This is a genomic window from Methanospirillum stamsii (assembly GCF_003173335.1).
Taxonomy (GTDB): domain Archaea; phylum Halobacteriota; class Methanomicrobia; order Methanomicrobiales; family Methanospirillaceae; genus Methanospirillum; species Methanospirillum stamsii.
Genome location: NZ_QGMZ01000006.1, coordinates 40,616 through 64,171 on the forward strand (window position 1 = coordinate 40,616; position 23,556 = coordinate 64,171).

22 protein-coding genes are annotated in these 23,556 nt (G+C 42.0%); 4 read left to right on the top strand and 18 right to left on the bottom strand.

The genetic code is table 11. The features are described from left to right. Nucleotides 1–2: 2 nt before the first annotated feature. The 11 genes from DLD82_RS01995 to DLD82_RS18835 all read right to left on the bottom strand — a co-directional run bounded on the left by DLD82_RS01995 (nt 3) and on the right by DLD82_RS18835 (nt 13,119). Complete coding sequence (locus tag DLD82_RS01995; protein WP_109939436.1) at nt 3–275, bottom strand: ACT domain-containing protein; 273 nt, start codon at nt 273–275, stop codon at nt 3–5. A gap of 203 nt (nt 276–478) precedes the next feature. Further along, on the bottom strand, nt 479–3,523 hold the full coding sequence (locus tag DLD82_RS02000) for a hypothetical protein (protein WP_109939437.1): 3,045 nt from the start codon (nt 3,521–3,523) through the stop codon (nt 479–481). Between the two features lie 427 nt (nt 3,524–3,950). Continuing rightward, nucleotides 3,951–5,549 (bottom strand): hypothetical protein, encoded by a 1,599-nt coding sequence (locus DLD82_RS02005; RefSeq protein ID WP_109939438.1) that lies wholly within the window; start codon nt 5,547–5,549, stop codon nt 3,951–3,953. Next, nucleotides 5,546–5,899 carry a hypothetical protein gene (locus tag DLD82_RS02010; RefSeq protein WP_109939439.1) on the bottom strand — a complete coding sequence of 118 codons (354 nt, stop codon included), beginning with the start codon at nt 5,897–5,899 and terminating at the stop codon, nt 5,546–5,548. The genes DLD82_RS02005 and DLD82_RS02010 overlap by 4 nt, the downstream gene beginning before the upstream one ends. Nucleotides 5,900–6,213: 314 nt before the next feature. Continuing rightward, nucleotides 6,214–6,627: a hypothetical protein gene (locus DLD82_RS02015; RefSeq protein ID WP_109939440.1), complete on the bottom strand. Its 414-nt coding sequence runs from the start codon at nt 6,625–6,627 to the stop codon at nt 6,214–6,216. Between the two features lie 501 nt (nt 6,628–7,128). Continuing rightward, nucleotides 7,129–7,758 carry a hypothetical protein gene (locus tag DLD82_RS02025; RefSeq protein WP_109939442.1) on the bottom strand — a complete coding sequence of 210 codons (630 nt, stop codon included), beginning with the start codon at nt 7,756–7,758 and terminating at the stop codon, nt 7,129–7,131. After that, nucleotides 7,755–8,537 (bottom strand): SdpI family protein, encoded by a 783-nt coding sequence (locus DLD82_RS02030; RefSeq protein ID WP_181391203.1) that lies wholly within the window; start codon nt 8,535–8,537, stop codon nt 7,755–7,757. Before DLD82_RS02030 ends, DLD82_RS02025 begins: the two co-directional genes overlap by 4 nt. Nucleotides 8,538–8,542: 5 nt before the next feature. After that, nucleotides 8,543–8,989 (bottom strand): hypothetical protein, encoded by a 447-nt coding sequence (locus DLD82_RS02035; protein WP_109939444.1) that lies wholly within the window; start codon nt 8,987–8,989, stop codon nt 8,543–8,545. Between the two features lie 83 nt (nt 8,990–9,072). Then, entirely contained in the window at nt 9,073–9,921 is an 849-nt protein-coding gene (locus DLD82_RS02040; RefSeq protein ID WP_109939445.1) for a phosphoribosylformylglycinamidine synthase subunit PurQ, read from the bottom strand. Between the two features lies 1 nt (nt 9,922). Then, nucleotides 9,923–12,862 carry an AIR synthase-related protein gene (locus DLD82_RS02045; protein WP_109939446.1) on the bottom strand — a complete coding sequence of 980 codons (2,940 nt, stop codon included), beginning with the start codon at nt 12,860–12,862 and terminating at the stop codon, nt 9,923–9,925. Between the two features lie 26 nt (nt 12,863–12,888). Beyond that, on the bottom strand, nt 12,889–13,119 hold the full coding sequence (locus DLD82_RS18835; protein ID WP_219968288.1) for a hypothetical protein: 231 nt from the start codon (nt 13,117–13,119) through the stop codon (nt 12,889–12,891). Between the two features lie 158 nt (nt 13,120–13,277). Here DLD82_RS18835 and DLD82_RS02055 point away from each other — a divergent pair, with 158 nt between their 5' ends. Next, nucleotides 13,278–13,799 carry a GNAT family N-acetyltransferase gene (locus DLD82_RS02055; protein ID WP_109939448.1) on the top strand — a complete coding sequence of 174 codons (522 nt, stop codon included), beginning with the start codon at nt 13,278–13,280 and terminating at the stop codon, nt 13,797–13,799. A 242-nt stretch (nt 13,800–14,041) separates the two neighbouring features. Here DLD82_RS02055 and DLD82_RS02060 read toward each other — a convergent pair whose 3' ends face one another. Further along, complete coding sequence (locus tag DLD82_RS02060) at nt 14,042–14,926, bottom strand: tetratricopeptide repeat protein (protein ID WP_181391204.1); 885 nt, start codon at nt 14,924–14,926, stop codon at nt 14,042–14,044. 369 nt (nt 14,927–15,295) lie between these two features. Next, nucleotides 15,296–16,996 carry a histidine kinase N-terminal 7TM domain-containing protein gene (locus DLD82_RS02065; RefSeq protein WP_109939450.1) on the bottom strand — a complete coding sequence of 567 codons (1,701 nt, stop codon included), beginning with the start codon at nt 16,994–16,996 and terminating at the stop codon, nt 15,296–15,298. Between the two features lie 146 nt (nt 16,997–17,142). On the opposite strand from DLD82_RS02065, the gene DLD82_RS02070 reads away from it, so the two are divergent. Both DLD82_RS02070 and DLD82_RS02075 read left to right on the top strand, forming a co-directional pair. Then, nucleotides 17,143–18,138 (top strand): ATP-binding cassette domain-containing protein, encoded by a 996-nt coding sequence (locus tag DLD82_RS02070; protein WP_109939451.1) that lies wholly within the window; start codon nt 17,143–17,145, stop codon nt 18,136–18,138. Next, nucleotides 18,135–18,890, top strand: a complete 756-nt coding sequence (locus DLD82_RS02075; protein ID WP_109939452.1) for an ABC transporter permease — start codon at nt 18,135–18,137, stop codon at nt 18,888–18,890. Before DLD82_RS02070 ends, DLD82_RS02075 begins: the two co-directional genes overlap by 4 nt. Before the next feature lie 17 nt (nt 18,891–18,907). Here DLD82_RS02075 and DLD82_RS02080 read toward each other — a convergent pair whose 3' ends face one another. The 4 genes from DLD82_RS02080 to DLD82_RS02095 form a co-directional block, all read right to left on the bottom strand. Continuing rightward, entirely contained in the window at nt 18,908–19,045 is a 138-nt protein-coding gene (locus tag DLD82_RS02080; protein ID WP_219968289.1) for a type II toxin-antitoxin system HicA family toxin, read from the bottom strand. Nucleotides 19,046–19,114: 69 nt separating this feature from the next. Next, nucleotides 19,115–19,333: a type II toxin-antitoxin system HicB family antitoxin gene (locus tag DLD82_RS02085; RefSeq protein WP_109939453.1), complete on the bottom strand. Its 219-nt coding sequence runs from the start codon at nt 19,331–19,333 to the stop codon at nt 19,115–19,117. 257 nt (nt 19,334–19,590) lie between these two features. Then, nucleotides 19,591–20,211, bottom strand: a complete 621-nt coding sequence (locus DLD82_RS02090) for a flavin reductase family protein (protein ID WP_109939454.1) — start codon at nt 20,209–20,211, stop codon at nt 19,591–19,593. 12 nt (nt 20,212–20,223) lie between these two features. After that, nucleotides 20,224–21,114, bottom strand: a complete 891-nt coding sequence (locus DLD82_RS02095) for a class I SAM-dependent methyltransferase (protein ID WP_245920337.1) — start codon at nt 21,112–21,114, stop codon at nt 20,224–20,226. Between the two features lie 454 nt (nt 21,115–21,568). On the opposite strand from DLD82_RS02095, the gene DLD82_RS18190 reads away from it, so the two are divergent. Continuing rightward, nucleotides 21,569–21,790: a hypothetical protein gene (locus DLD82_RS18190; protein WP_146199660.1), complete on the top strand. Its 222-nt coding sequence runs from the start codon at nt 21,569–21,571 to the stop codon at nt 21,788–21,790. Nucleotides 21,791–21,969: 179 nt separating this feature from the next. Here DLD82_RS18190 and DLD82_RS02105 read toward each other — a convergent pair whose 3' ends face one another. Beyond that, a complete protein-coding gene (locus tag DLD82_RS02105; protein ID WP_109939457.1) occupies nt 21,970–23,505 on the bottom strand; it encodes a beta-ribofuranosylaminobenzene 5'-phosphate synthase in 1,536 nt (511 codons plus the stop codon). Nucleotides 23,506–23,556: the final 51 nt, after the last annotated feature.

Genomic DNA, 23,556 nt, shown 5'->3' on the forward strand with positions numbered 1-23,556 from the left:
TGTCAGATACGGTGCATTTTTTCGAAAATATCTTCCCGTTGGCACCTGATTCTAACACCTATCTCATCACCGATCCTTTCGAGATCGGTGACCATTTCAGAGTATGGTTTTGAAGATCGTCCGGTGTCAACGATCATCATCATGTTAAAATAATCCTGCACAATCGTCTGAGAAATATCTTCGACATTGACCTGATTATCGGCAAGATATGTGCAGACTTTTGCGATTATACCTACGGTGTCCTTTCCAACTACGGTAATGATGGATTTATTCATGGTATGTCAGTCCATACCTATAGGTTCTCATCAGAGATTAATCCAGGTTCAAAAAACAGGTGACTGAAAAGAGAGGACATTCAGGTGTATCATGAATATTTTTTTGGTCATGAAATACCTTTCATCCATCTTACAAAAGAAAAACAAGAAAGGATGCTCCGAAAAGTTATTTATTGCGAGATATTAGAGAAAAGGGGGTTTTTTTATGATATGGGTGATACCAAAATATCTTCGATTTCATTTGGATGAACAACAGGATCTCTGACATAATTTCTAATATCCAGCCACAATTTTTTTACATCTTCTTCGTCAGATGGCTGCTCCTTTTTCTCATCCATTTTACAGTAGAACTCCATGTTGTCAAAGGCTTCACGTGCATAAAATTTCGCCTCTTCAAATTCATAGGATGCAGTGGTCCGGACCCGGTATGCATATATTTCAAAAAACGGTCCGCAATCAAATCCCGGGTACATCTCATTTGAATATACTGTGGCAACTGGCGGGAGTGTAACAATATCCTTATCTGACATAATCGGGCCTGCATTTGCATCCAGTATCAGGGTTTCATCTGGGGTGAATGCTTTGATGTTCCGGTCAGAATCCTGTAGATACTCATCAGCCAGGTTGATATTGTCTATCACAAGTTCTTCCCCTGGATTCTGCCTGATAAATGCATTCATAGTCTCCGGATTAATCTTTATTTTTCCGACGGGATTTTCAGGCGTATTGTCTGAAATAGTTGCTGCTCCAAGCTCTTCCGGTTTTATGTCACATTTTTTAAACTCATCATATCCCCAGTAGAGGTTTACTGCTGTTGCTGCTCCACCAGTACCCGGAGATGCCCAGGATGTAGTCAACGGCTTTGTGGTCATTATCTTTTTGATCAACTTTTTAAATTCTCTATCCGTGAAAACTTCGTAATTAAATGAACTATCTGCAGTATATTGGCCACACATTCCTCCCCTTTTTAAATCATACTCCTGATCTGCAGAAAATAATGTTGGGATCTGCCCAAGTTCAACAGTAATCGTGACATCCTCGGTTAATGGTTTTGTTCCTAATTTATTGATTGCCACGATATGATGTTCCAGGTTATGGTCAACAGAATTGGGAACCGGGAGCTGTAATGTCTGTGCTCCGAGTTGTTGCTCAACCATAATTACTCCTTCATTGTCGATCCGGTATTTAAAGAAATCAATTGGATTTGTAGCCTCCACAGTAGCGGAGGGGATAACAAATCCGTCTATTGTGTACGTTACTGCAATCCAAGCTCCTGGCATGATACCGTATGTCCCTCCCTGAACAACGGTATGGAACTGACTTTCATCCGATAATGAGGTATCAGCAGTAGTGATCTCTCCATTTGGATTCTTTGCGGTAATATGGACTAATCCTCCCTTAGCATTTGGATATTCAACCGGAGGTAATATATCATCAGGAACTCCGGGTATTGTCAGAGGCTTTCCTTTGGGAACAAAACCGTCTACCTGGTCCTCGAAAAACTCACCGTAATTTATAATAACCTCTTTGAATGGGATTGAACTCTCAATTGGGGATGTTTTAGCTCCCTCGACATTCGGGATACTAACAATCACATAATCACCTTTTACGACATCAACATTCGGTTTTAAGGTGAAATCAAATACCCCTAAGTCATTTGTCGTTGTCTGTAATGTATCTTGAAGTTGTCCATCTCTGAAAAATTCAATATTTACATCTCCGTTTGCATATGCAGCCGGGCAATTTTTACCACAAATGAGAGGGTAATCAACACGCTCTGAACTATCACCATGTTCAATATCCTTTAAGATAAGACCGATAATCCGGTCTTCATAAGCACTGAGATCTGATACGTAGAAGTGATATCCTCCGGTATACACTTTCTCTCTTTCAAAGATATTTTCACGAACGTTCAGAATAGGAGCCGGATTCAGGTCAAATACATCGATATAAAATATCATGATGAAATTCAATCCATAATTTAACATACCGGAATGAACAGAGGCGTATCCTTCAAATCCTGTTGAAAACTGGAGTTCAAAGAGATCATACCCTAGGACTTCAAAATTAACCAACACCCCAATCTGTACGGTGCATGTAATATCCCCACCAAAGTCACAGTCTCCTTCTGAATATACTCCAGAATCATGATACGGATGAACTGATGACGGCCAGAAGAAGTCTACATCTCCCGCTAATCCGGCACTTGCATACGCACCTTCATCAATATCCACAATTACCTGGAACGTACCGTCAATATTGATTAAAAGCCCCAGTCCTCCTTTTAATTCTGCAATTCCAAAGTCTGCATTAATCCCGATAAATGGAATGAACAGGGGATCTTCCCCGGATCTCTGGCCCTCTATCCTGACATTAACATCAAGGTACTGAGCACCTGAAAGGCCCACCTTATACTCATCATTCCAATCATATTCTATATCCAGGGAAGAACCTATTCCAATGTCACCTTCTAAGTATACTTTCATACCTCCCTCATCGTATACAACGGTTTCATCTGGAAAGGAAAGGACAATACCGGACCCCTGGAATTGACTATTATCTACAATTGCCTTTGCTTTTTCTTTTTTTGCCTCTTTTCCATTAGAATTGAAAGCAACCAGTGTTTTATTAAATGCCGGTGTGTCTGGTTTAACCTGCCCTCTCACTGATTTGAAGGGTAAAACTTCCTGTGTATTTTTCCGTGTCATTTCCTTTGGAGCATCAGGGTGTTCAACAATAACATTCTCCAAAGGAATTTTTTGCTCTGCAATTTTGAGATTTTTAAATACTTCAGACAACTGAGCAGGCCTGATAACAAGGGCTCCGTTCGATTGGGTGAAAAGAACTTTCACCGCTTTATTATTTTCTTTATCCACCAGGACATCACCAGGAGCAAATGTCCCGCCAGATATGAGCACTCCACCCTCTGTATCTGTCATACTTCCAAGGTCCGTCTCTATGACATCTTTTGTGAAACTATAGGTAATGCCAGATTTTTCCGGAGAAATCCCGGGTATAATTCCATTCTGGTCACTTGCCTCCTCAGATGAATCACTTGAAATCCTTGAGAGATTTTTAGTAAAATTTGTATTTCCTGCAGCAAGTTGGGTAAAACCAGGATTTTTCCCAATAGAGTCACTGATTTTTAGTGATACAGCATCACTTGAAAAAATAACCGGAAAAAAGGGTTGTCCGACAAACATTACAATAAATGCACAAATAATGATGAAATGAGATGTTAATTTCATTATACACCCGGTAGAGTCATGTATTGAAATACACTACCCTCATGGGCGAATATGCATTGTTTATATATATTGATATGCAAGACATTCGAATTTTAGGACGTCTAAAAGATCAAAATTTTTCTATGTTATTGTCATAAAAACTAAAACGAAAAAAAATTCATTTCTATTGATTCATTCGATATTCTTTTCTCTTAACATAATACTTAAAAAGGATCATGATTCTTTTATTTTATTGCGCGAATATTTTTTTAAAGTTTAAAAAAATGGGATATGAACAGGAGAAAAAAATGGCGTTTTACATTGACGGGAGTTATGCAGACCTCTGTCTGATGGGAAAAATAATTTCTGACATATGAATAATCATATGGCATTCTTTCATAATCCTGCAATTGCCCAAATGAACTGAATAGTTACAAAAAATTGGGAATTATCCGGTATCATATTCCCGCAGACAATAATAGCATCCGTTGTATCCAGCGGCAAGTGCATCTTCAAGTCGGCAGTAATATTCCCGGTTTATCCTTTTTATTTTTCTGCCATATTCGCATACACGCCGGTGTACTTCACCGGTATCACGGTTTGCAATGAAAGCAGCGTAGGTCTCTACTCCTGATGTGATCAGGGAAGCTGTCACTGCTGCATCTTCATCGGTTACCTGGATAGAACTGAATCCTGCTGAAATGGTCATATCTGTTCCGGGTAGTTCTCCTTCAAACATAGCTGGTGCAATAACAAAGGGTGGCATGGATTCCACAGCATAGCCCACTACAAAATCAACAATTGCATCCAGTATCAGTTCAGGCATATCCCAATCCAGGGGGAGGTCGATATCGAGGGATCGTAAATCAACGGTCAGACGATTATCTTCATTCAGATAAAATTGTACAGATGCAGAATCAATTCTAACCACAAGATCCCGGACTCTTCCGGTAAATACCTGTAGATTTCTTGTTTCAGGTTCACCTTCAATTGCTCCAAATAACCAGAGATCTGTTGTCGTAACCTGCATACTAACTACTGCTTCAAGATCTAATGTGAATTCAGTAGACATACTAATTGTTCCATCAGAATTGAATGAAAAATCAAATTGTTCAAAGGCAATCGACATTTGAAAATCAATCCACAAAGCATCGATTGAAGATTCTTCTGTATAAATTCCGGCAGTTAATATTCCAATTATTGCAGTTTGAACCCAACCAAGTATCTCAAGTATCTGCTCTGCATTGTCAGGTATTTCGACATCATATCGATATGGAGGGTCCGGAGGGTTAGGTATTGTAATTACCTTATTCCATGTGGTGTTCTCCCACCAGAAATCGTAGATTGCATGCATTCCTGCTTCATTAACTGCTAATCCGAGATCTGCATCATTTAGGTAATCGGTGAGAGCATTAACATCACCAGATTCGTTATCAAACAGGTTTATCGCGACAACCAGTGTTTCCGGACTTGCTACTTTGAAATTTCCGAAAAGAATCGGCAGACGAAACCGTTCATCATCAGGCATTTCTGGTAATTTTGGAGAGATAATCACCGGACTTATGGGAATGCTGGTATAATCACCGAGAAGATTCTCCGAAATGATAATTTCCAGGATCTCGTTAAGACGTTCAATTATTACCGGGGAGAGGTGATATTCATCATTGATTTCAATGTCCTCCAGGGCGATTTCAATAAGTCCAATGGTTAACCTGCTTGTGTCCTGGTCATAACCCGGATTTATCTCTCCCCTTATTTGAACTTCAAAATCAAGTTCAATACCTCCAAGAAGAACGAATTTTCCCTCTATCCGTGCTCTCATAAAGAGATTTAGATCATACGTGCAATCGATTACCGGTGACTCGGCAAATGAGATCTGATAATCTATCTCAATAAATTCCTGAAGACTTTCAGGAACATCAGGAAATGGAAGAGTATAGGTTCCGGAAAAAACGAGAGAATTACTGCAAAAAGCCACGTGAAGAAAATTGTTGATAAGTCGCTCATGAACCTCTGCGGTGATATAATAGCCTGCAGTAGCGCTCATATTTCGTCCTCCCGGGGCTGAATTTTTCTAACCTTCCCATCGGTTGTGAGAAATACCCGGATAGAAATTGGTTTACCATTTCGAACCATCGAGTAATAAGGAATCTTATCTTTTGGTACCCCCTCCATCTTATTTCTCAGATCCTCCCGGACCCATTTCTGCCAGTCTCGCTTTAATTTATTTTTTTCTTTATCGCCGTATACTATCCCAAGATCTCGAATAGTTCCCTGGAAATCATCTTTGAATCTTTGAACAAGAGTAGGATCTTTTTTCAGTCTGTCTTTGATGTCGTCCAGAACAGGATGATGAAATTCCTTGATGGATCGACTATTTGAAATTCTTTTTTTCATGCTGATACCTCACACAAACAATAGGAGGTACGCAATCGAATTGACTATGAAACCATCAATTTACAAGAGACCTCATGCTCTCAAAAAACACACAATCCTGAAAAATTCGTTATTCCGCACTTCCTATAAATAGGTATAATGTCCATTCGAGTATATTAATATTGCTTTAACATCCGGATTTTTAACTGATAATAATATTCTTTGCTCACGTTATTCTTGAAATACCGTAAAATTCAGCTGATTAAAAAAGGATAAACAAAATTTAGAATGTAATAGGACAAAAATTATATGTTTCAAGCCCGAGAAAAAAATAATTATCTCTTTAGGAAAGAGAAAATACACAAAACAGCCATGAATCCGAAAACCACAGTGATTAGTGATATGGGGGACTGAGTTTTTGTTGGAATTGGTGTTGGTTTTTCGGGAACTGTTTCAGTATTGGATGTCACCGGAGTTGATTCATTACCACTCTCTTCAGGTTTTACATAGTCCGGATTTGCCTGAAGTTTGTCCTTATATAACTCAAGGATGTTCCTGACTTTTCCGGTTGCACCAACAGAAATTGCTGCCCGGAGTACAGAGGTATCCACACCATTTGACTCAAGGTTTTCAAGAACCGTGGATTGCAATTCAGTATCATTGATAATATCCATAGAATTGATATCCATGGTGTTTACCGTTTCAGATACATTCATTCCAGTGTCTTCTGCTAATGATACACCAGTCATAATACAGAGTATCAAAGCAGTAAGGATACATAAACCCGAGAATCTGACTTTTAATTGCATATGAATGCTCACAAATGTGATAATAGTAATTAATTCATTGAGATATATACTTTAATACGAACCGTTCTGGAATAATCCAGAAACAACCGTTTTACCGATGAAATGTATAAGTCGTGGTTTTTGGATAACCTTCATTTCAGGTCAACTTACCCCAACCCTTTACCAGGCACTATAGCTGTTGATAATAACCAATCATTTCAGATATGGAAATTCAATAAGATGACAGATTCCTAAACTACAGATCGGCACCAGCAGGAAAAAAATAAATTCCGGCCTGAAATACGCTGTGATGAGTATTAAAACAATACTTCCTATACACGACCGGATCAGAAGAATCGCTGTCTTCTGATGAGAAGATGCAAAATTACTTGTTATTCTTCCTGGTTCTTTGGAAGTTCTTTTAGTCGCAATACTATTCATGATTAAGAATCCATAATGTCTCTAATCTTCCTTTACTACTCGATTACAGGCATGTCTGAATACGTTTTCAAATACTTCAATCATTTTTTCCGGCTCATCTGTTCCTATCTGTACTCGCTTTCCCGAGTGTAACGTGAGTTCCAATGCATCAGGACCGGCAATATTATAGAGTGTTCCATGGGGAATCCACCGTACTCCGTATCCATAGTACCAGGGATTTTTTACCAGGCTGTATGCTTTTATCTTCTCAAATGGAAATGTTCGTTTAATAACAGAAACCGGACCAAATTGGACCTTAATAGCATCTGTAGTTATAATTACAGTCATTGTGGAGAAGAACGCCACACCGAATATTAGTGCGAGTATTGGAATCAGAAGTAGCAGGATGATATCCTGACAAAAATATGCGGTGAATAGAAGAATATTCAGACTGATAATTCCTGCCCATACCTGAACTATCCCTACCTGTTCATGAGAATACTCAAGGTTTTTTGTAAGTCCAGTCGGGTCTTCAGGATTTTTTCCCATAGTCAAAACATCCATAACTGAAAATTCCGCCTTTCTGTTCACCGGTTTGTCATGATTTGGGCACCAACCGGTAATTACTGAATCGGTATCTGTAATAATCGTAGTATTCATGTTTTCTTTCATATTGGACTTCCATTCCTGGTATCCATGATTTTTGACAATCGGTACGAATAAACTGCAACATAAAGCGATGCAAGAAGAACTACCAGCAGTAAGACAAATATTCCCCATATTCCGGCAAAGGGAGCTATCAAAATAACCAATAATCCGGCAGCCATGAATATTTTGCCCCCATGAACGTGGGTTTGTTTCCAGATGCGATCATCACGAAGGGTCCAGGGGAACCTGAATCCAACGGTCGTATTCCGTTTGATATAGGGCATGATATAGCCAAGAATTGCGAAAAAACATCCTATCAGAATCGGAATCATTACCTCCAGTGAGATCATTGTTCCGGATGAAACGAGGAGCACAAGGATCTCTATTCCATACAGGAGAGAGATAGTAGAACAGATAATCACCTGATAAAAATCACCTGAAGCCTCCAGGTTTTCTTTCATCTTTTCAAACCGGGGAAGAAGATTTAAGAATAGGGCCATTATCAGGATAATTGCCGGAAGACCAAATGCTCCGGATAGTTTATCAGAAAACCGGTCTGCATCCCCCTGGATATTCCAGTGAACCGGCACGATTTCTGGAAGATATGGCAAAAAAGCAAGAGCCGTGAGAAATGAAAGCCCTACCACTATCCAGGTAAGCTGGAAGAATAACAGCCCTCTTCCGGATATCGGACTTCCTTTTTCAACGATATTCAGATAAGAAGGGATTTCTATAGCGGTATGAATGGCACTGCTATTCGGACACCAACCCATCCAGGAATAGACTTTTTTTGATATTCCCATGTGACTCATAACGCCTCCAGTAATTTTTTAAATAACTCATCAGCCATTTTTGTCGGATCTTCTGTTTTTTCAATGATTATTCCAAGTTCTCCGGCATAATCCCAGAGTAACTCGATACACTCGGTATATAGGGGGCAACTATTACAATCCCCTTCGTGTTCATACCAGACCTGCATGCCATGTTTTTGTGAAATAAAGATAATTGCCCTGGTCTGAAACGGAATTGACCTCCCAATGAGAACGCCCCGTTCGGAATTTACCTTTTCAATGGAGATCTGGTTTGCACGTGCCATATCCTCAAGGGCAGACCCGATCTTCTTATCAACACTCAGAAGAGCCCGTGACACTGCCTGTCTTGAGATACCCAGCAGATTTGCGATGGTTATATTAGGAGTTCCGTCTCTCCGCATAATCCAGAACTGAAACTGCTTTTCATCCGTTGGTATATGCACATGTCAACATTGTAGTGTTGACAATATAAGTTTTCTGATGGTACCAGACGAGAAATTATTACAGAAAAAAGATTTCAAAAAAATTAGCGGAAATAATCCACAATATTCCGGAATAACCTCATATTTATGGACTCTGACGGAACCGGAAGTTGCTTTCGCTTGAGTATCTCTTTTTGTAGTGTCCAGTCATACTGGTTTACAAACTCCATTGCTCGTTCCGGATGGGGCATCATTGCCAGAACTTTCCCATCTGCAGAGGTAATTCCGGCAATATCAGCAGTCGAACCATTCGGATTAAAGGGATACTCTCCATCGGCAGGTCTTAAATCCTCCCGGCAGTACGTAAATGCAATCATCTTCTGACTCTTCAGACGTTTCAGAACCTCCGGAGAACATGAAAAATTTCCTTCCCCGTGAGATACCGGACAGACTATCCGTTCTATCCCTTTTGTCCAGAGATTCTCGAAGGCGGGTTTTATTGTTACATACCGGCACTCAAGCACTCCTTTCCGGTTAGGCATAAGAGCAATATCCCGGTTATACTGCTTATCAAATGCCGGAACAAGCCCAAGATTTGCGAGTATCTGAAACCCGTTACAGATACCGAGCACCAGATTGTCTTCTTCAAGAAATTCGGTCAGATCATTCCAGAGATTATTCCGGACCCGGTTTGCATAGGCATTCCCGGCACCAGTATCATCACCGTAAGAAAACCCTCCCGGAAACACAAGCAGTCGATAATCGGTCATCCGGAATTTGCGATCGATGAGATCATTGATATGGACGATATCTGCATCCATTCCGGCACGAAGAAGGGCCTCTTTCGTCTCCATCTCGGAGTTTATCCCGTACCCGCTCATAATGAGGGCCTTGTCCGGAATCAGTTCCTCTCCGGACACCTTTGTTGAGGATGAAAAAACTGCCTGAGTCATGTTAGTACCCTCCGAATGGTTTCTTATACGCAGTTTCAAGGTCGCTGACCGGCACTGCTACCCGGAATCCTTTACCGGTGATCTGCAGACTCTTCCCGGTTACCCGGCCAATAAGAAATGCATCATAGCCCATTGCAAGTTCAAACGAGCGTTTCTTATCCGGTGCAATCGTGACGATAAACCTTCCGAGCGTTTCAGAAAAGAGAGAATAATCAGGCCTCATGTCTCCGGAGATGGTGACATCCATACCAATTCGTCCGGCAATTGCAACTTTCGCAAGGGCTATTGCAAGACCTCCATGAGTTACCGGAAAAGCGGATGCGACAAGATCATGAAGGATGGCATTTGATAACCGCTTATATCGTGCTTTCATTGCCGCAATATCAATATCCGGCACCGTTCCGCCGGAACAGCCAAGGTGGGCAAAATACTCTGATCCACCGCATTCCTCCCGGGTCTCTCCAATCAGATACACAAGATCTCCTTCTACCTTTGCATCAAGCGAGACCGCCTTTGTCACGTCCGGATGAATACCGATAGAAGATACGAGAAGTGTCGGTGGCACCGAGACCTTTACCCGGTTGTTCTGCTCATCATACCCGGAGAAATCATTAAACATGCTGTCTTTTCCGGAGATAAACGGGGTCTCAAAACCGGTTGCTCCATCATAACACCCGATTGCAGCATGCCTTAACTGGGAAAGCCTTCCGGGATCATCAGACGAACACCAACAGAAATTATCAAGAATGGCTATCGCTTCAAGGGGGATTCCAAGAGCGATAAGTCCACGGATAGCAGTATCAATACAGGCAACAGCCATCCGATAGGAATCAATTTCAGAATAGGACGGGAAGATACCCTGTGAGAGTCCCACTCCTTTCTTTGATCCGGGAACAACCTTTGTCAGGGTTGCCATTCCCTGAACCCTGCCGGTTCCCTGGACCGGACCGAGCACATGCCCTCCCTGCACGGTATGGTCATACTGAAGAGAGATGAACTCCTTTGAGCAGATATTTTTCCGGGAAAGCATCTCCTTTACCATCTCATCCAGATTATCCGGACATGGAGGGACAGGAGTTGTTGACACCGGAGCAGGAGGCGTTGTCCGGAGGTGTTTTACCGGAAGACCGTCATGCAGGAAGGATAGTTCAATATCCATCACCACCGCTCCGTTGAACTCAACCACACACCGACCAGAATTGGTAAACTCTCCGATAACCGTTCCCTCAACCTCCCGACGACGAAGTAAACTCATGAACTCATCAAGTTTTTCCGGGGGAACGGCGAGAGTCATCCGTTCCTGTGATTCAGAGATCCAGATCTCCCACGGTGCCATTCCCGGATATTTCAGGGGAACTTTGTCCAGAAAAACATGACAACCGTTACATTCCTTCGCCATCTCTGCAACCGAACAAGAGATACCGCCAGCCCCGTTATCGGTAATACTATGGTAAAGACCGAGATCCCGGGCTTCCTTCACGATAACATCTGATACCTTCTTCTGGGTTATTGGATCCCCAATCTGCACGGCAGTAACCGGACTTCCCGGATCAAGTGCTTCGGATGAGAACGTTGCTCCATGAATCCCGTCTTTTCCAACCCGGCCCCCGACCATAACAATATGATCGCCCGGCTGTGCCTGTTTCTCATGAAGGTTCCGGGAACCATCAGTTCTTGGCATAATACCGACTGTTCCGGCAAAAACCAGAGGTTTACCCACATACCGGTCATCAAACCAGACAAATCCCTGGGGAGTCGGGATACCGGAACAATTTCCTCCAACGCCCACTCCGGATACAACACCGTCCAGAATCCGCCGAGGTGAAAGGATTGGATTTGACTTGTCTTTTCCTCTGAACAGGGCCGGACTTTTCTCCGGATCTCCAACACAGAATCCGTATATATTAATACAGGGCTTTGCCCCAAGACCAAAACCGATAGTATCCCGATTTACCCCCACGATTCCGGTAAGAGCACCGCCAAAGGGATCAAGTGCTGACGGGGAATTATGCGTCTCAACCTTGTGGGTGACCAGGTACTGATCATCAAAAATTATCCCGCCGGAGTTATCGGAAAAGACACTCAAACAGATATCCTTGTCTCCTCTCTCCTGCCGGATTCTATTGGTAGCCGCCTGGATACAGGTTTTATACAGGCCTTTTGGCATATCATCATCCAGGGGTGAAGCAAAGATAGTGTGTTTACAATGCTCACTCCATGTCTGGGCAAGTGACTCTATCTCGATATCAGTAGGTTTTCTCCCTTTCGTTGCAAAATAATCCCGGATAGCATGAAGCTGGGCCAGGTCAAGAGCAAGTGGTCCTCTCCGCTGACCTGTCTCCGAATCGACAATTCCCTCTTTTCCAATCCGGATTAGATCTGGGTCATCAAGATCCAGGGAAACCAATTCAGCAGCAGGGAGTTCATGGAGATCTACAAGAGGGATTACGACATCCATGCCCTTTGTTCCATACTCTGCCCTGCTTTTAATATGCACCCGGTGTATCAGCGGGTTTGCAAGCGTGGTTGCAAGGTTCTGCAGGGCATCCGGAGATAGTTTTCCGGTGACAAAGAAGAGCTGCGAAGAATAGACCGCTTCTCCTGGCTCAAATTTTCTCTTTATATAGTCTTCGATGGTCTGCCTTGCAGTAGTACCAACGTTATCGGTGACACCAGGAAGGAAACCAACCTCGATGGCTGAATCAAAGAATGCAACCGTAGCCTTATCCACGGTAAAGGTCTGCACAACCGGGTTTGCAAGCTGGATTCCAATCTCCCGGAGTTCTTCAGGACTAAAATCGCAGGAGGTTGTGTAGACAGTATAGATATCTATTACATGGAGTTCTTCAATGGGGAACCCAAGTGAGCGTATTCGATTGGTTCTCACGGTAAGGCGGGGATCATTTTTATAACGGACTTCTATCCGGTGGACATATGCCATGGGTACCTGGGTACTTAATGGTTTTTTTAAGCAAAATAAGTATCAAACAAAAGGTATCCTGAGTAGTGCCGGATACCCTCATTCCATCCCGGTTTACTCTCCCCCTCTGACCGGACAGTAATGAAGAGATCATCTCCGGAAACGGGGAATATAGGCAGGAATACGGTTACTGTGGTCGGTTGGATCATCAGACAGGAATCGGTTGACGGGCTGGTCCGGCGCATGACCAGGGAGATCTCCAGACTCCCGGTAAGCATAATCTTTACCGATGACCGTAATTACCATCACCGGTTGTCCGGACAATTTTTAGAAGCATTTCAAAATCCTTTCTTTGCCAACGGTATGATGAATAACTTTTTTTAGATAATATGGTGCTTACCCATACTCTTATCCGGCTAAATTTTCAAGATGATATGTGACTCTCCGTCAATTATCAGTACCAATACATTTTTCTCCCCTGCAGGAATCAGAACTTGAAAGAATAAATGAACTTTCAAATATGCCGGAGATATCTGAACATTTTGAAACAATACCACCCATCTCCATGGAAACTACCCGGACACTCTGGAATTACATACAGGCCGGTCTGGTCTTTTTATGGGGAATTCATGAAGATGATGAAAAAGGCAGGATTATCGGAGGAGCAGGATTTTATGCTCAACCTCCCGGAACCCGGCTTTCTTATATTGCTACATTTTTCCTCTACGTAGATCCGGCATACTGGGGAAAGGGGATTGGGAAATCTGCAATTTCATTCCTGGAACGTGAAGTAACAGACCGGGGGTACCATAAAATGGAGTGTATGGTCGCCGATACAAATCCCCGGGCAGCCAGGTTGTATGAGCAGATGGGCTATTTACAGGAAGGGAGAAAAAAAGAGGCGTTTTTCATTGATGGGAGGTATGAAGATCTCATTCTTATGGGAAAAATACTCTGAACCTAGGTATCCATACCAAATTATTATCTCTTCTGGTAGATAGGGTTTAATTAAACAGAATATTACCGAAAAACCAACTAAATTGATGACAGAGATATTTCAAATTAAAGAGTAATTACCGGGTTATTTGGGAAAAACTCATCGATTTTTTCTGAATCTTTAATAAACTTCATTTAAAAAAAGTGGTTTACTTTGAACAATCAGTACCTTTTTCAGTACCACATCATTGGATTCAATAGTGATTACAAATTTCCTTCAATGGTACTTTTCATTTTCAAATAATTTGGGTCATCGGGAATCAATTTAAGCGCTTCATCGATTGCGATTAAAGCTTCATCATAGCGGTTAAGATTCATCAATATGGAGGCTTTCGTGCCCCATGCATAATTATTTTTAGGATTCTGTTCAATTGCCTGATCAACGACTAAAAGGGCCTCATCAAATTTTCCGGATTCCTGCAATGAATAAGCTTCGTTGTTCAACTCATTACTTTTCGATTCGTTTGACACCTCAGCTGATTCATCACTCCCCCCAACTTTTTGTTCAATCGTTTTTTTCATATTGATAAGAGTGGAGTCATTTGGGCTCAGTTCAAGTGCCTTATCAATTGCGATAAGAGCTTCATCATAGCGGTTAAGATGCATCAATATGGAGGCTTTCGTGCCCCATGGATAATGAGAATTTGGATCCTGTTCAATTGCCTGATCAACTACTAAAAGGGCTTCATCATATTTTCCGGATTCCTGCAATGCATAAGCTTCGTTGTTCAACTCTTTACTCAACGATTCGTTTGTTACTTCAGTTGATTCATCACTGGTTCCAACATTTTGTTCAATAGATTTTTTCATCTCTACATATGTCGGGTCATCTGGGATCAACGTAAGAGCTTCATCAATTGCGATAAGAGCTTCATCATAGCGGTTAAGATTCATCAAAATTGATGCTTTTGTACCCCATGCATAATTATTTTCAGGATTCAGTTCAATTGACTGATTAACTACTAAAAGAGCTTCCTCAAAATTTCCGGATTCCTGCAATGAATACGCTTCGTTGTTCAACTCATTACTTTTCGATTCGTTCGTTGCCTCAGTCGAATCAGCAATAACACCTACCATACATGTTGCCATTACCAGACAACAAATAATAACAAATAAACTTTTTGCCATCATCAAAAGTTTAGGTTTTTTGTATTTAAACCTGTTTAAATATTTTTATCTATTGAACATTAATAATATATGCTCTTATTTTTCATTTTTTATGAATTCGAGCCGACATTTATGAAACAATTTATCGTATTCATAATTCCCAGAACATATCTTTAAAAGAACGAATTCAGCGTTAATGCCCGATAAGTTCAGTTTCGATTAAAAATCAGCAAGAATTCTGACAAAGTTGCCTAAATATTTACCAATCGTCTCATATTTAAACGATAAAAAGGTTGGTTCAGCGACAAAAAAATTCAGAGTTGCGGTAAAAATCTCATTCCACAGGATTTACTACTGATGGTCAGGAATTCTCCGGATCAGATCTTCCGGAATAGTAATCTCAAATCTCGCTCCACATCCTTTTTTTCCTGTTTCGGTGATTCCCATCTCTCCAACAGACAAGATCTCCCTGATAAAGTATAATCCCATCCCGGTATTCTCACCATAACCTCTCCGGAATATAGACTGTTTTTCAGTGTCTTTGATACCTTTTCCATCATCTTCACAGATAAGTATCTCACCGGACTCTGATTTCTCCATGGAAAACCGGATAACATGCATAATTCCCCCATGTCGGATGGCATTATCAATCAGGTTCCGGATGACTGTTCTGATAAGAGAGTCACTATATATCATGGTTTTTCGGGGAATCAGATTTTCAAATCTGATATCTCCGGTGACCATGACCCCTTCATTATCGACTGCTTCCCATAAATCAATCCACTCAGGTTTTTTAAGCCCCATCTCTTCGTATTCTCTTGTAAACCGGACAAGTTTTAGAATATTCTGAGCTGCTTCCTTTGAACCGCTCCAGAGATCCTTCTCGATAGGATCATGAGGGGGATCAATAAGATTGAACGCTGAGAGAATGATTGTCAGTTCATTTACAATATCATGCCTGATAACACCACTCATCAGAGAGAGTTTCACATTTGTCCTTTGGATATCTGCAGAACTCTTTTCAAGGTCACGCATCAGGTTTTTTCGGATAGTGATATCCTGAATAATAATAAGACGACCATCTTTTCCGGAATGTCCGGAAGGCATACTATTACTTCTGATATGAAACCACTGAAAATCCGCCTCTATCTCTATATCCTGCTGTGATCCGGTGAGAAGCAATCCGATATCCGGCCATGAATGGAGGGCCGATATCGCATCTTCTCCGATGACCGATTCAGAGAGTTTTGTAAACTTACAAGCAGCCGGATTCAATGAAATAATCCTGTTTTTATGATCAAGGACAATCACCCCTTCCTGAAGGTTCCGGAAGATCTGTTCATACGCAGCAGGGAAGATCTCGAGTAGATTGTGACGAGAAATTGCATATCCACAAAAAATTCCGGTAAATGAGAACAGGACCGGGGTCGTATCTATACCAGACAACGCCGGACCAAAATTCGTATACAGAATATTTCCGATGATTGGTATCAGCGAGGCAATCAGAATTATCACCATCTGCCGGTTAAATATCCCCGGACCTGAGAGGATTACCCGGATAATACAGATGAGTGAAACTGCAAGAATCAGATAAATGTACACAACCTCAACCGGAAACCAGGGCCCGTGTTCAATAACAAGCGATTGTCCGGCAATGGTTGTCTCAACTATCCGGGCACTGGTCCACAATAAATGATGTAATTCATTTGTTCCGGCCAGAAAAATAGTAATAGCCGGAATGAAAAAGAGGACCGGGATACATTTTTGCGGAAACCAGGTTCCGCTTCTGGTCAGAAGTAAGATGAATATCAGGAAAAGGACAGGAGAAGTCTGGTTACCGGTATAGATGATGATTGTCCAGAACAACTTCATCCCAATACCTGAAAAAAAAAACTCTCCGGCAGTGCCTATCGCCCATACGGCAATAAAGGTCATCAGGTAGCCGAATGCTGCCATTTCAGGTTCAGAGTATCGCCTGAATCCATATATCGCCAGGGATAGAGAGATGCATATGGTAATGAGAAGGATTAGAATGTAAAGGGATACTTGCATAAAATAAGACTGTTCTATACAGATGAGATGAGATCATTGATAATACTAAGCATTCTCTCCGGGATGAAAAAAAAATTTATGTTTCGAAAGATCTCTTTATACCAATTTCAAACTCATGAATACTGATTACAACAACCGGACAATTCATGAATCAAATAATCATCGAAACAGACAACCTGATAAAAAAATTCGGTTCAAACATTGCGGTAGACAATATTTCTCTGTCCATTAAACGCGGCGAGGTCTTCGGCCTTCTCGGACCGAACGGGGCCGGAAAAACCACTCTCCTTTCAATGCTCTGCACTATCCTGAAACCCACCTCCGGAACTGCCCGGATAAACGGATATGATATTATCAGAGATAATTCCATGGTGCGAAAATCAATCGGCATCGTCTTCCAGGACCCGAGCGTGGACACTGACATGACCGCCAGGGAAAACCTGCAGATGCATGCCGACCTCTATGGCGTTCCGGTGTCAGAACAAAAAGAACGGATAAAAGACGTTCTCAACCTGGTAGGTCTCTCTGATAAGGCTGAAGATTTTTTAAATACGTATTCCGGAGGCATGAGACGAAGACTTGAGATTGCTCGTGGTCTGCTCCATTATCCAAGGGTTCTTTTTCTTGATGAACCAACCATCGGTCTTGATCCCCGGAGCAGGGAACATATCTGGGATTATATCAGAATGCTCCGGAAACGGGAAGACATGACCGTTATCCTCACGACCCATTACATGGAGGAGGCAGACCGACTCTGTGACCGGATTGCCATCATTGATCGGGGGAAGATAATAATCCTCGACAAGCCGGATGTCCTGAAAGGAGGTATCGGAAAAGATACGGTCATATTAATCACCGATGAACCGGACAAACTCCAAACAGTACTTACCGGAGAGAACATATCCGAAGATATCAGGATATCAGGCAGGGAGTTGAAGGTAGGAGTGAGTCATGCCAATCTCCTGCTCCCGAAAATCATGGAATCCGCTATTAAGGCAGGAATCCGGATTGAATCAGTCACCATAAGTAATCCTGACATGAATGATGTGTTCATTCATTATACCGGAAAAAACCTCTCTGATGATGAAACCCGGGAACGAACCGGACGGGTTGCGATGATGAAACGGAGGCGGGCCAGATGAGTGAAATCAGGGGAATTTACACACTCTGGCTCAGGGAAGTAAAAAAATTCCTCCGGGAAAAACCCCGGCTCATCAATGCATTCTGTCAGCCGCTCATCTGGCTGTTTATTTTCGGAACAGGCATGAGGTTTTCTGCAGGAATTCCCGGAATAAATTACCAGGAGTTTATCTTTCCCGGACTCATAACCCAGGCTATGCTCTTTACTGCCATGTTCATGGGCATTTCAGTCATCTGGGACCGGGAGTTCGGGTTCATGAAAGAGATCCTTGTTTCGCCCATATCAAGACCGTCAATATTTCTTGGAAAAATGATTGGAGTGAGCACTGATGTCATGATACAGGGGATTATCATCTTCCCGTTTGCTCTGCTCATTGGAATCCCGCTGAACTTTTTCATGGTTATAAAAGCTCTTCCGATTATGCTTCTCGTAACATTTGGCCTTGTCTGTATCGGACTAATATTTGCAAGCCTAATGAAAAGTTTTGAGGGTTTCGGCCTTATTCAGACATTCATAAACCTGCCCATGTTTTTCCTGTCCGGAGCATTGTTTCCTCTTTCCCAGGTGCCAGATTGGCTCCAGGTGGTCAGCTATGCAAATCCCCTCACCTATGGAGTGGATGCACTCCGGACGGTAATGATGGGAGAGAGCTGGGTTCAGTTATTCCCGATGGAATTGGATTTAGCAGTGCTAATCGGGTTTGATATTCTCATGTTTGTTATCGGAACAATGGCATTCAGCCGGATTGAATAAAAAAAGTCCGCTAATTTTTATGCATCATCCAGCATTGAGATAAACAACTCCTTATCTATCCCTACTTCATGAATAATTGTTCGAAGAAGCCCTTTATGAATATCTTCTCCATTATGTATGGGAATTATCGTGGTTCGTACATCGGGATGTTGCATTATCAGATTCCCCTTTGCCTTATAGTGACAAATCCAAGGGAAGAATGAACTTTAATAACTTTTTTGGGATTAACAGGCTAGAGCATCTACGATCTGAACCCCGACAAATGAACGCAATTCCTCAACAGGAGGTTTGCCTTTTACCTCAAGATAGAGGGTTATCGCTTCACGTATTCTTTCAAGGAGGTCATCAAGACTTTGAGCCTGAGAATGACACCCGGGAAGAGATGGGACAGTCGCTACAAACCAACCATCTTCATCCTTCTCAATTATGATATTAAATTGCATTATCCCTCATTTATGTATATATTCTCAAACCCTATCGTTTTTGTGTTTATATCCAGTAGTGAATAATGAAAAATTCCGGATGGGGGATTTCTTATAATATATATGGTTTTTATCAAGAATGAAGTCATTCCTTTCAATTGGGTATTATCATACTTGATGATGGATGTTTAATTACCCCAATTAAGGAAGCACATGAACAATTTATCGAATCAATCAGTGTCAGAAATACAACATCAGTGAATATCGGTTGGAAAAAATTATTTGGAAGATTTTTCCCGGTATTTTTCAGCCAGAGGATCTCCCCGGCCAGGAAACATCGCACTAAAAGGATCAGAACGTCCGGTTGGTGTAACAGTCCCATAATGCATGTGTGTATCTGATCCGGTCATCATAAGAGGCTCTGCCTTTGAAACATCCCATGAACCATCTTCCCGGAAGTATTCATCATCTATCTCAAGATGTACAACCTTACCCATAATGAGGATGTATGACGGCTCTTCAAACAATTTATCGAGTTTACACTCCATCCATGCATAACACCCTTTAATTCCCGGAGGTTTGACCACCACTGAGGGTTTTTCATCGAGTTCGGCAGTAATGAACTCGTCTTCCTCTGGTGGAGACATCCGGGCGGTCGGGATTACCTTATCGGAAAGAGCAGTTCCGGCCATGTTTATAACAAATTCTCCGTTTTCCCGGATATTATCCAGGGTATCACGCCTTTTCGCGGTTGCAATACAGACCAGGTCAAGAGGCCGGAGAACTGGCATGACACATGAATAGGGAGCAATATTCCTGACACCTGCATTGCTGATGGTAGAAATAAACGTCACCGGAAGTGGCATGACTGATTCCCGTTTGAACGGTTTCAAATCCATACTTGTTCACCATCATAAAAGTACAGGAGTTTGGTCTCTATTACAGTTTTTTCTCATATCCCAGACCATCATTCCGGTTGTAACCATCGTTTTTGAATGATACACTCCATTATCTGTTTTCCTAGCAAAGTATTCCCGGATTTTAATTTTTTTATCTTCATCAATATGCTTTGTAACTCCGAAAAACCCGGAAACGGTCTCAACAATCTCATCCAGCGTCTCTTCACTCTGCCATTCATCCTGTTTGAGGACAATATCCGGCTGGTATCCAAGCATGTACAGGTACATGAACGGCAGGTAAATTCCATGGGTTCCCTCACGATGCTCTTCATGAAAGAGATCACGATAGAGTTCGTAATATTCCGGAGACCATTTTCTCTTCACCCATCCACTATAGTAACAGACTCCTTTTGAAGCTTCGAGCATGAGTCTGAAATCATCCGGAGTCCGGACAGCAGGAGTCATCGATGCAAGGACAATATCAAATTGTTTTTTAAAACCCTCTTTTTCAAGATCAATGGCATCCCAGGATGAAAGAATGGTCCGTTCTATAGGGACTTGTTCTTTTTGTGCCCGTTCTTTAAGTTTCTGCAGCATACCTTCGGAAAAATCAACAACCGTAACCCGTGCACCGCTTTTAGCAAGAGGTATCGCTAGTGCTCCGGTCCCGCCACCAATATCCAGTACCCGGGCACCGTCCAGTATGATTCCGGTACTTTTCAGAAGATTAAAAATTGTTTCGAGCCGCTCTGATTCTCTCTTAAGGTCTTTATTCCGTTCGTATTTTCCGGCCATATGATTCCAGAAACCAGGATTCATCGGTCCTCTTCGTACTCCTTCCTGGATTGCTTCCTGCCAGAAATCTGCCCATAATCCGGAGTTGTTGTGATAAGTAGTAGTCATGTTTAGATCACTCATGAGAATAATGTCAAAAATTAATCAAAATACTAGCGATTAATATGAATTATGAATTTGTTATTATTTTATAATATCAAATTCTATTTATTCATTCTTCTTTTAGGTATACTTAGCAGGCAGGTATACTATGAAGAAACCTGAAACCCGGATTACACCGGATGATCACGAGAATAAAAAATTAAAATAGGAATTTACGCGAAATAGAAGAATGTTCGAATTTTCCCCCGGATGCGGCATAATTAAAGCAGGATAATCGATTCCTCTCCTTCCCCAGGGAGTAATGAACCGATCATCCTTCTTTTCAATCGTATCATATTGAACCATTACGGTACTCGTTAGATCAAGGAAACTCTTTGCATTCAGAGGAGGACATGTTTTTTCTGAGTACAAATCCAAAAAAACATCTTCATCAACTGTACCTTTCCTTTCAGGCGACTGTGTGATAGGTGTGGAAGAGAATTCGGTTTTTAAAGGGGGGGGAATAATAAAGGGACGTGTACCTACTGAATCCGGAACTGCAAAAAACTCCCAGATAAGTCCATACTTAAGTGCAGCCCTTGCATTCAGGTTTAGTGTCATTATTATTCTCCGGATGAACATGGTAACCGAACATACCCATATTCACTACTATCCAATTACCAAAACAGCGTATAAACTCTGACGATGAAGTGCAAAAAGAAAAAAACGGTATAATTTTTTAGAAAATAATTGACAAATCATATTTTTGGTAGTGCAACCAATACCTTTATTACACTGCTCCGGTATCCGGAATAGGAAAAAAATCCCATAGAGAGACTATCATCTCAAGCGAAAAAAGAGAGAACCCGGGGTTTTTCCTATTTATGATACTATCTTCGCTCCCTGGTTTCTTCCCTTGGTAAGGATAGTTTTCCCGCCGGAATAATCATTCATGACCTCTTCTGCCGCAGAAATCACAGATGATGACCCGGTATCACAGACCCCGTATACCACCGGACCAAAAGAACTCATCCCTACACCAGATGCACCGGCATCTCTCATGCTTTCCATCAGAGTTCTGATAACCGGAGGCTGGATATCAAGTTCGCACTTTTTAAACCCATATTCCTGGAATTCATTTATAGCAGTTCCGAACTGATCCAAATCATGCTCGATTATTCCGGGAATGAGTTTCATGAGAAGAATATGAGACAATACCTGCACATCATGAACCGGAACCGGACAACACTTCTGGAAAATGTTTACTTCATCAGTCCCGTGAATTTCATGGAGTCCATCAGGAACGGCAAGAACAAAATTCCATTCTTTTGGGATATCATACCTGCTTATCAGCGGTGCAAAACCTGCACCACCAGATACAGAAGAAGGAGCAAACGAACTCTTGGATTTCCCCGGACCAAACCGGTGTCCGGCATCAACAATAAGTCCCCCCTGGAAAAAAGCCTTCGTTCCGATTCCGGAAGTCCCTCCCCTGCCAGTTAAACCAATGAGGTAACTATCAGAATAAGATTCACCCTGAAATCCGGAGATACCTGCAGCTAAACCCAGTGCAAGCTGGGTTCCACTACCAAGCCCGCAATGGAATGGAATTGCCTGATCAATGTGGATGTGAAGAGGTGGAATATCAAGCCCGTTGGCTCTTAACCGTTCTATGACCGACTCAGCATTCTGACTTACTTTTGCATCTGATGAAGTAACAGAGAATGCATCTGCTTCAGAAATACGTATCTCAAATCCTGGGTTGTCTAGCGTAATCCCGGCCCCACCGTCAACTCGTCCGGACTCACCATTCATATCCAAAAGCCCGATATGAATCCGGGATGGTGTCTGAATCCGGATGGTTTTTCGTTCTGAAAACAGGTTTTCCGGAATTATCTCGTTAATCAGAAATATCGGCCGGTTGTTATGAATAATCCGGTATGACTTGCTTATTGAAGAAGAAACACGGGAAATCCCGGGTTTTCCCGCACCCGGCTGCTGCGATGGGAGTCGCTCCAGAGATATAATCTCCCTTCTGGATTCCATCATTTCATCCCGCATAATATACCCAATCGGTTCATCTTCGTTCATCAGACGGACCAGTGCATTTTCCGGAAGATGTGAGATTGGTGCGTAAGAAATTGCATGAATCAGGGTATTCAGGTTATTTTTATTATAGAGATCCACTTCACGATAATTTACCGGTTCATCCGGAGAAATATCCAACCTTGCAGCAATATCCGGAGAAGCCGGGATAATTTTCTGGCAGATTGTCCTCACCCCGACCGGAGCATTTGAGAACACCTCCAAAAGCCTGGTCACAGAACCATCGGTAATCAGGAGGGCCCGCTCGATATTTGACAGGGGTCCGGTCTCTTTTTCTATGATATTTATAAGATCAAGGACAGTACTTTCCATGAAATGATCTCCCACATAATGAAACCGTTACTCATTCTGATATTCATATTT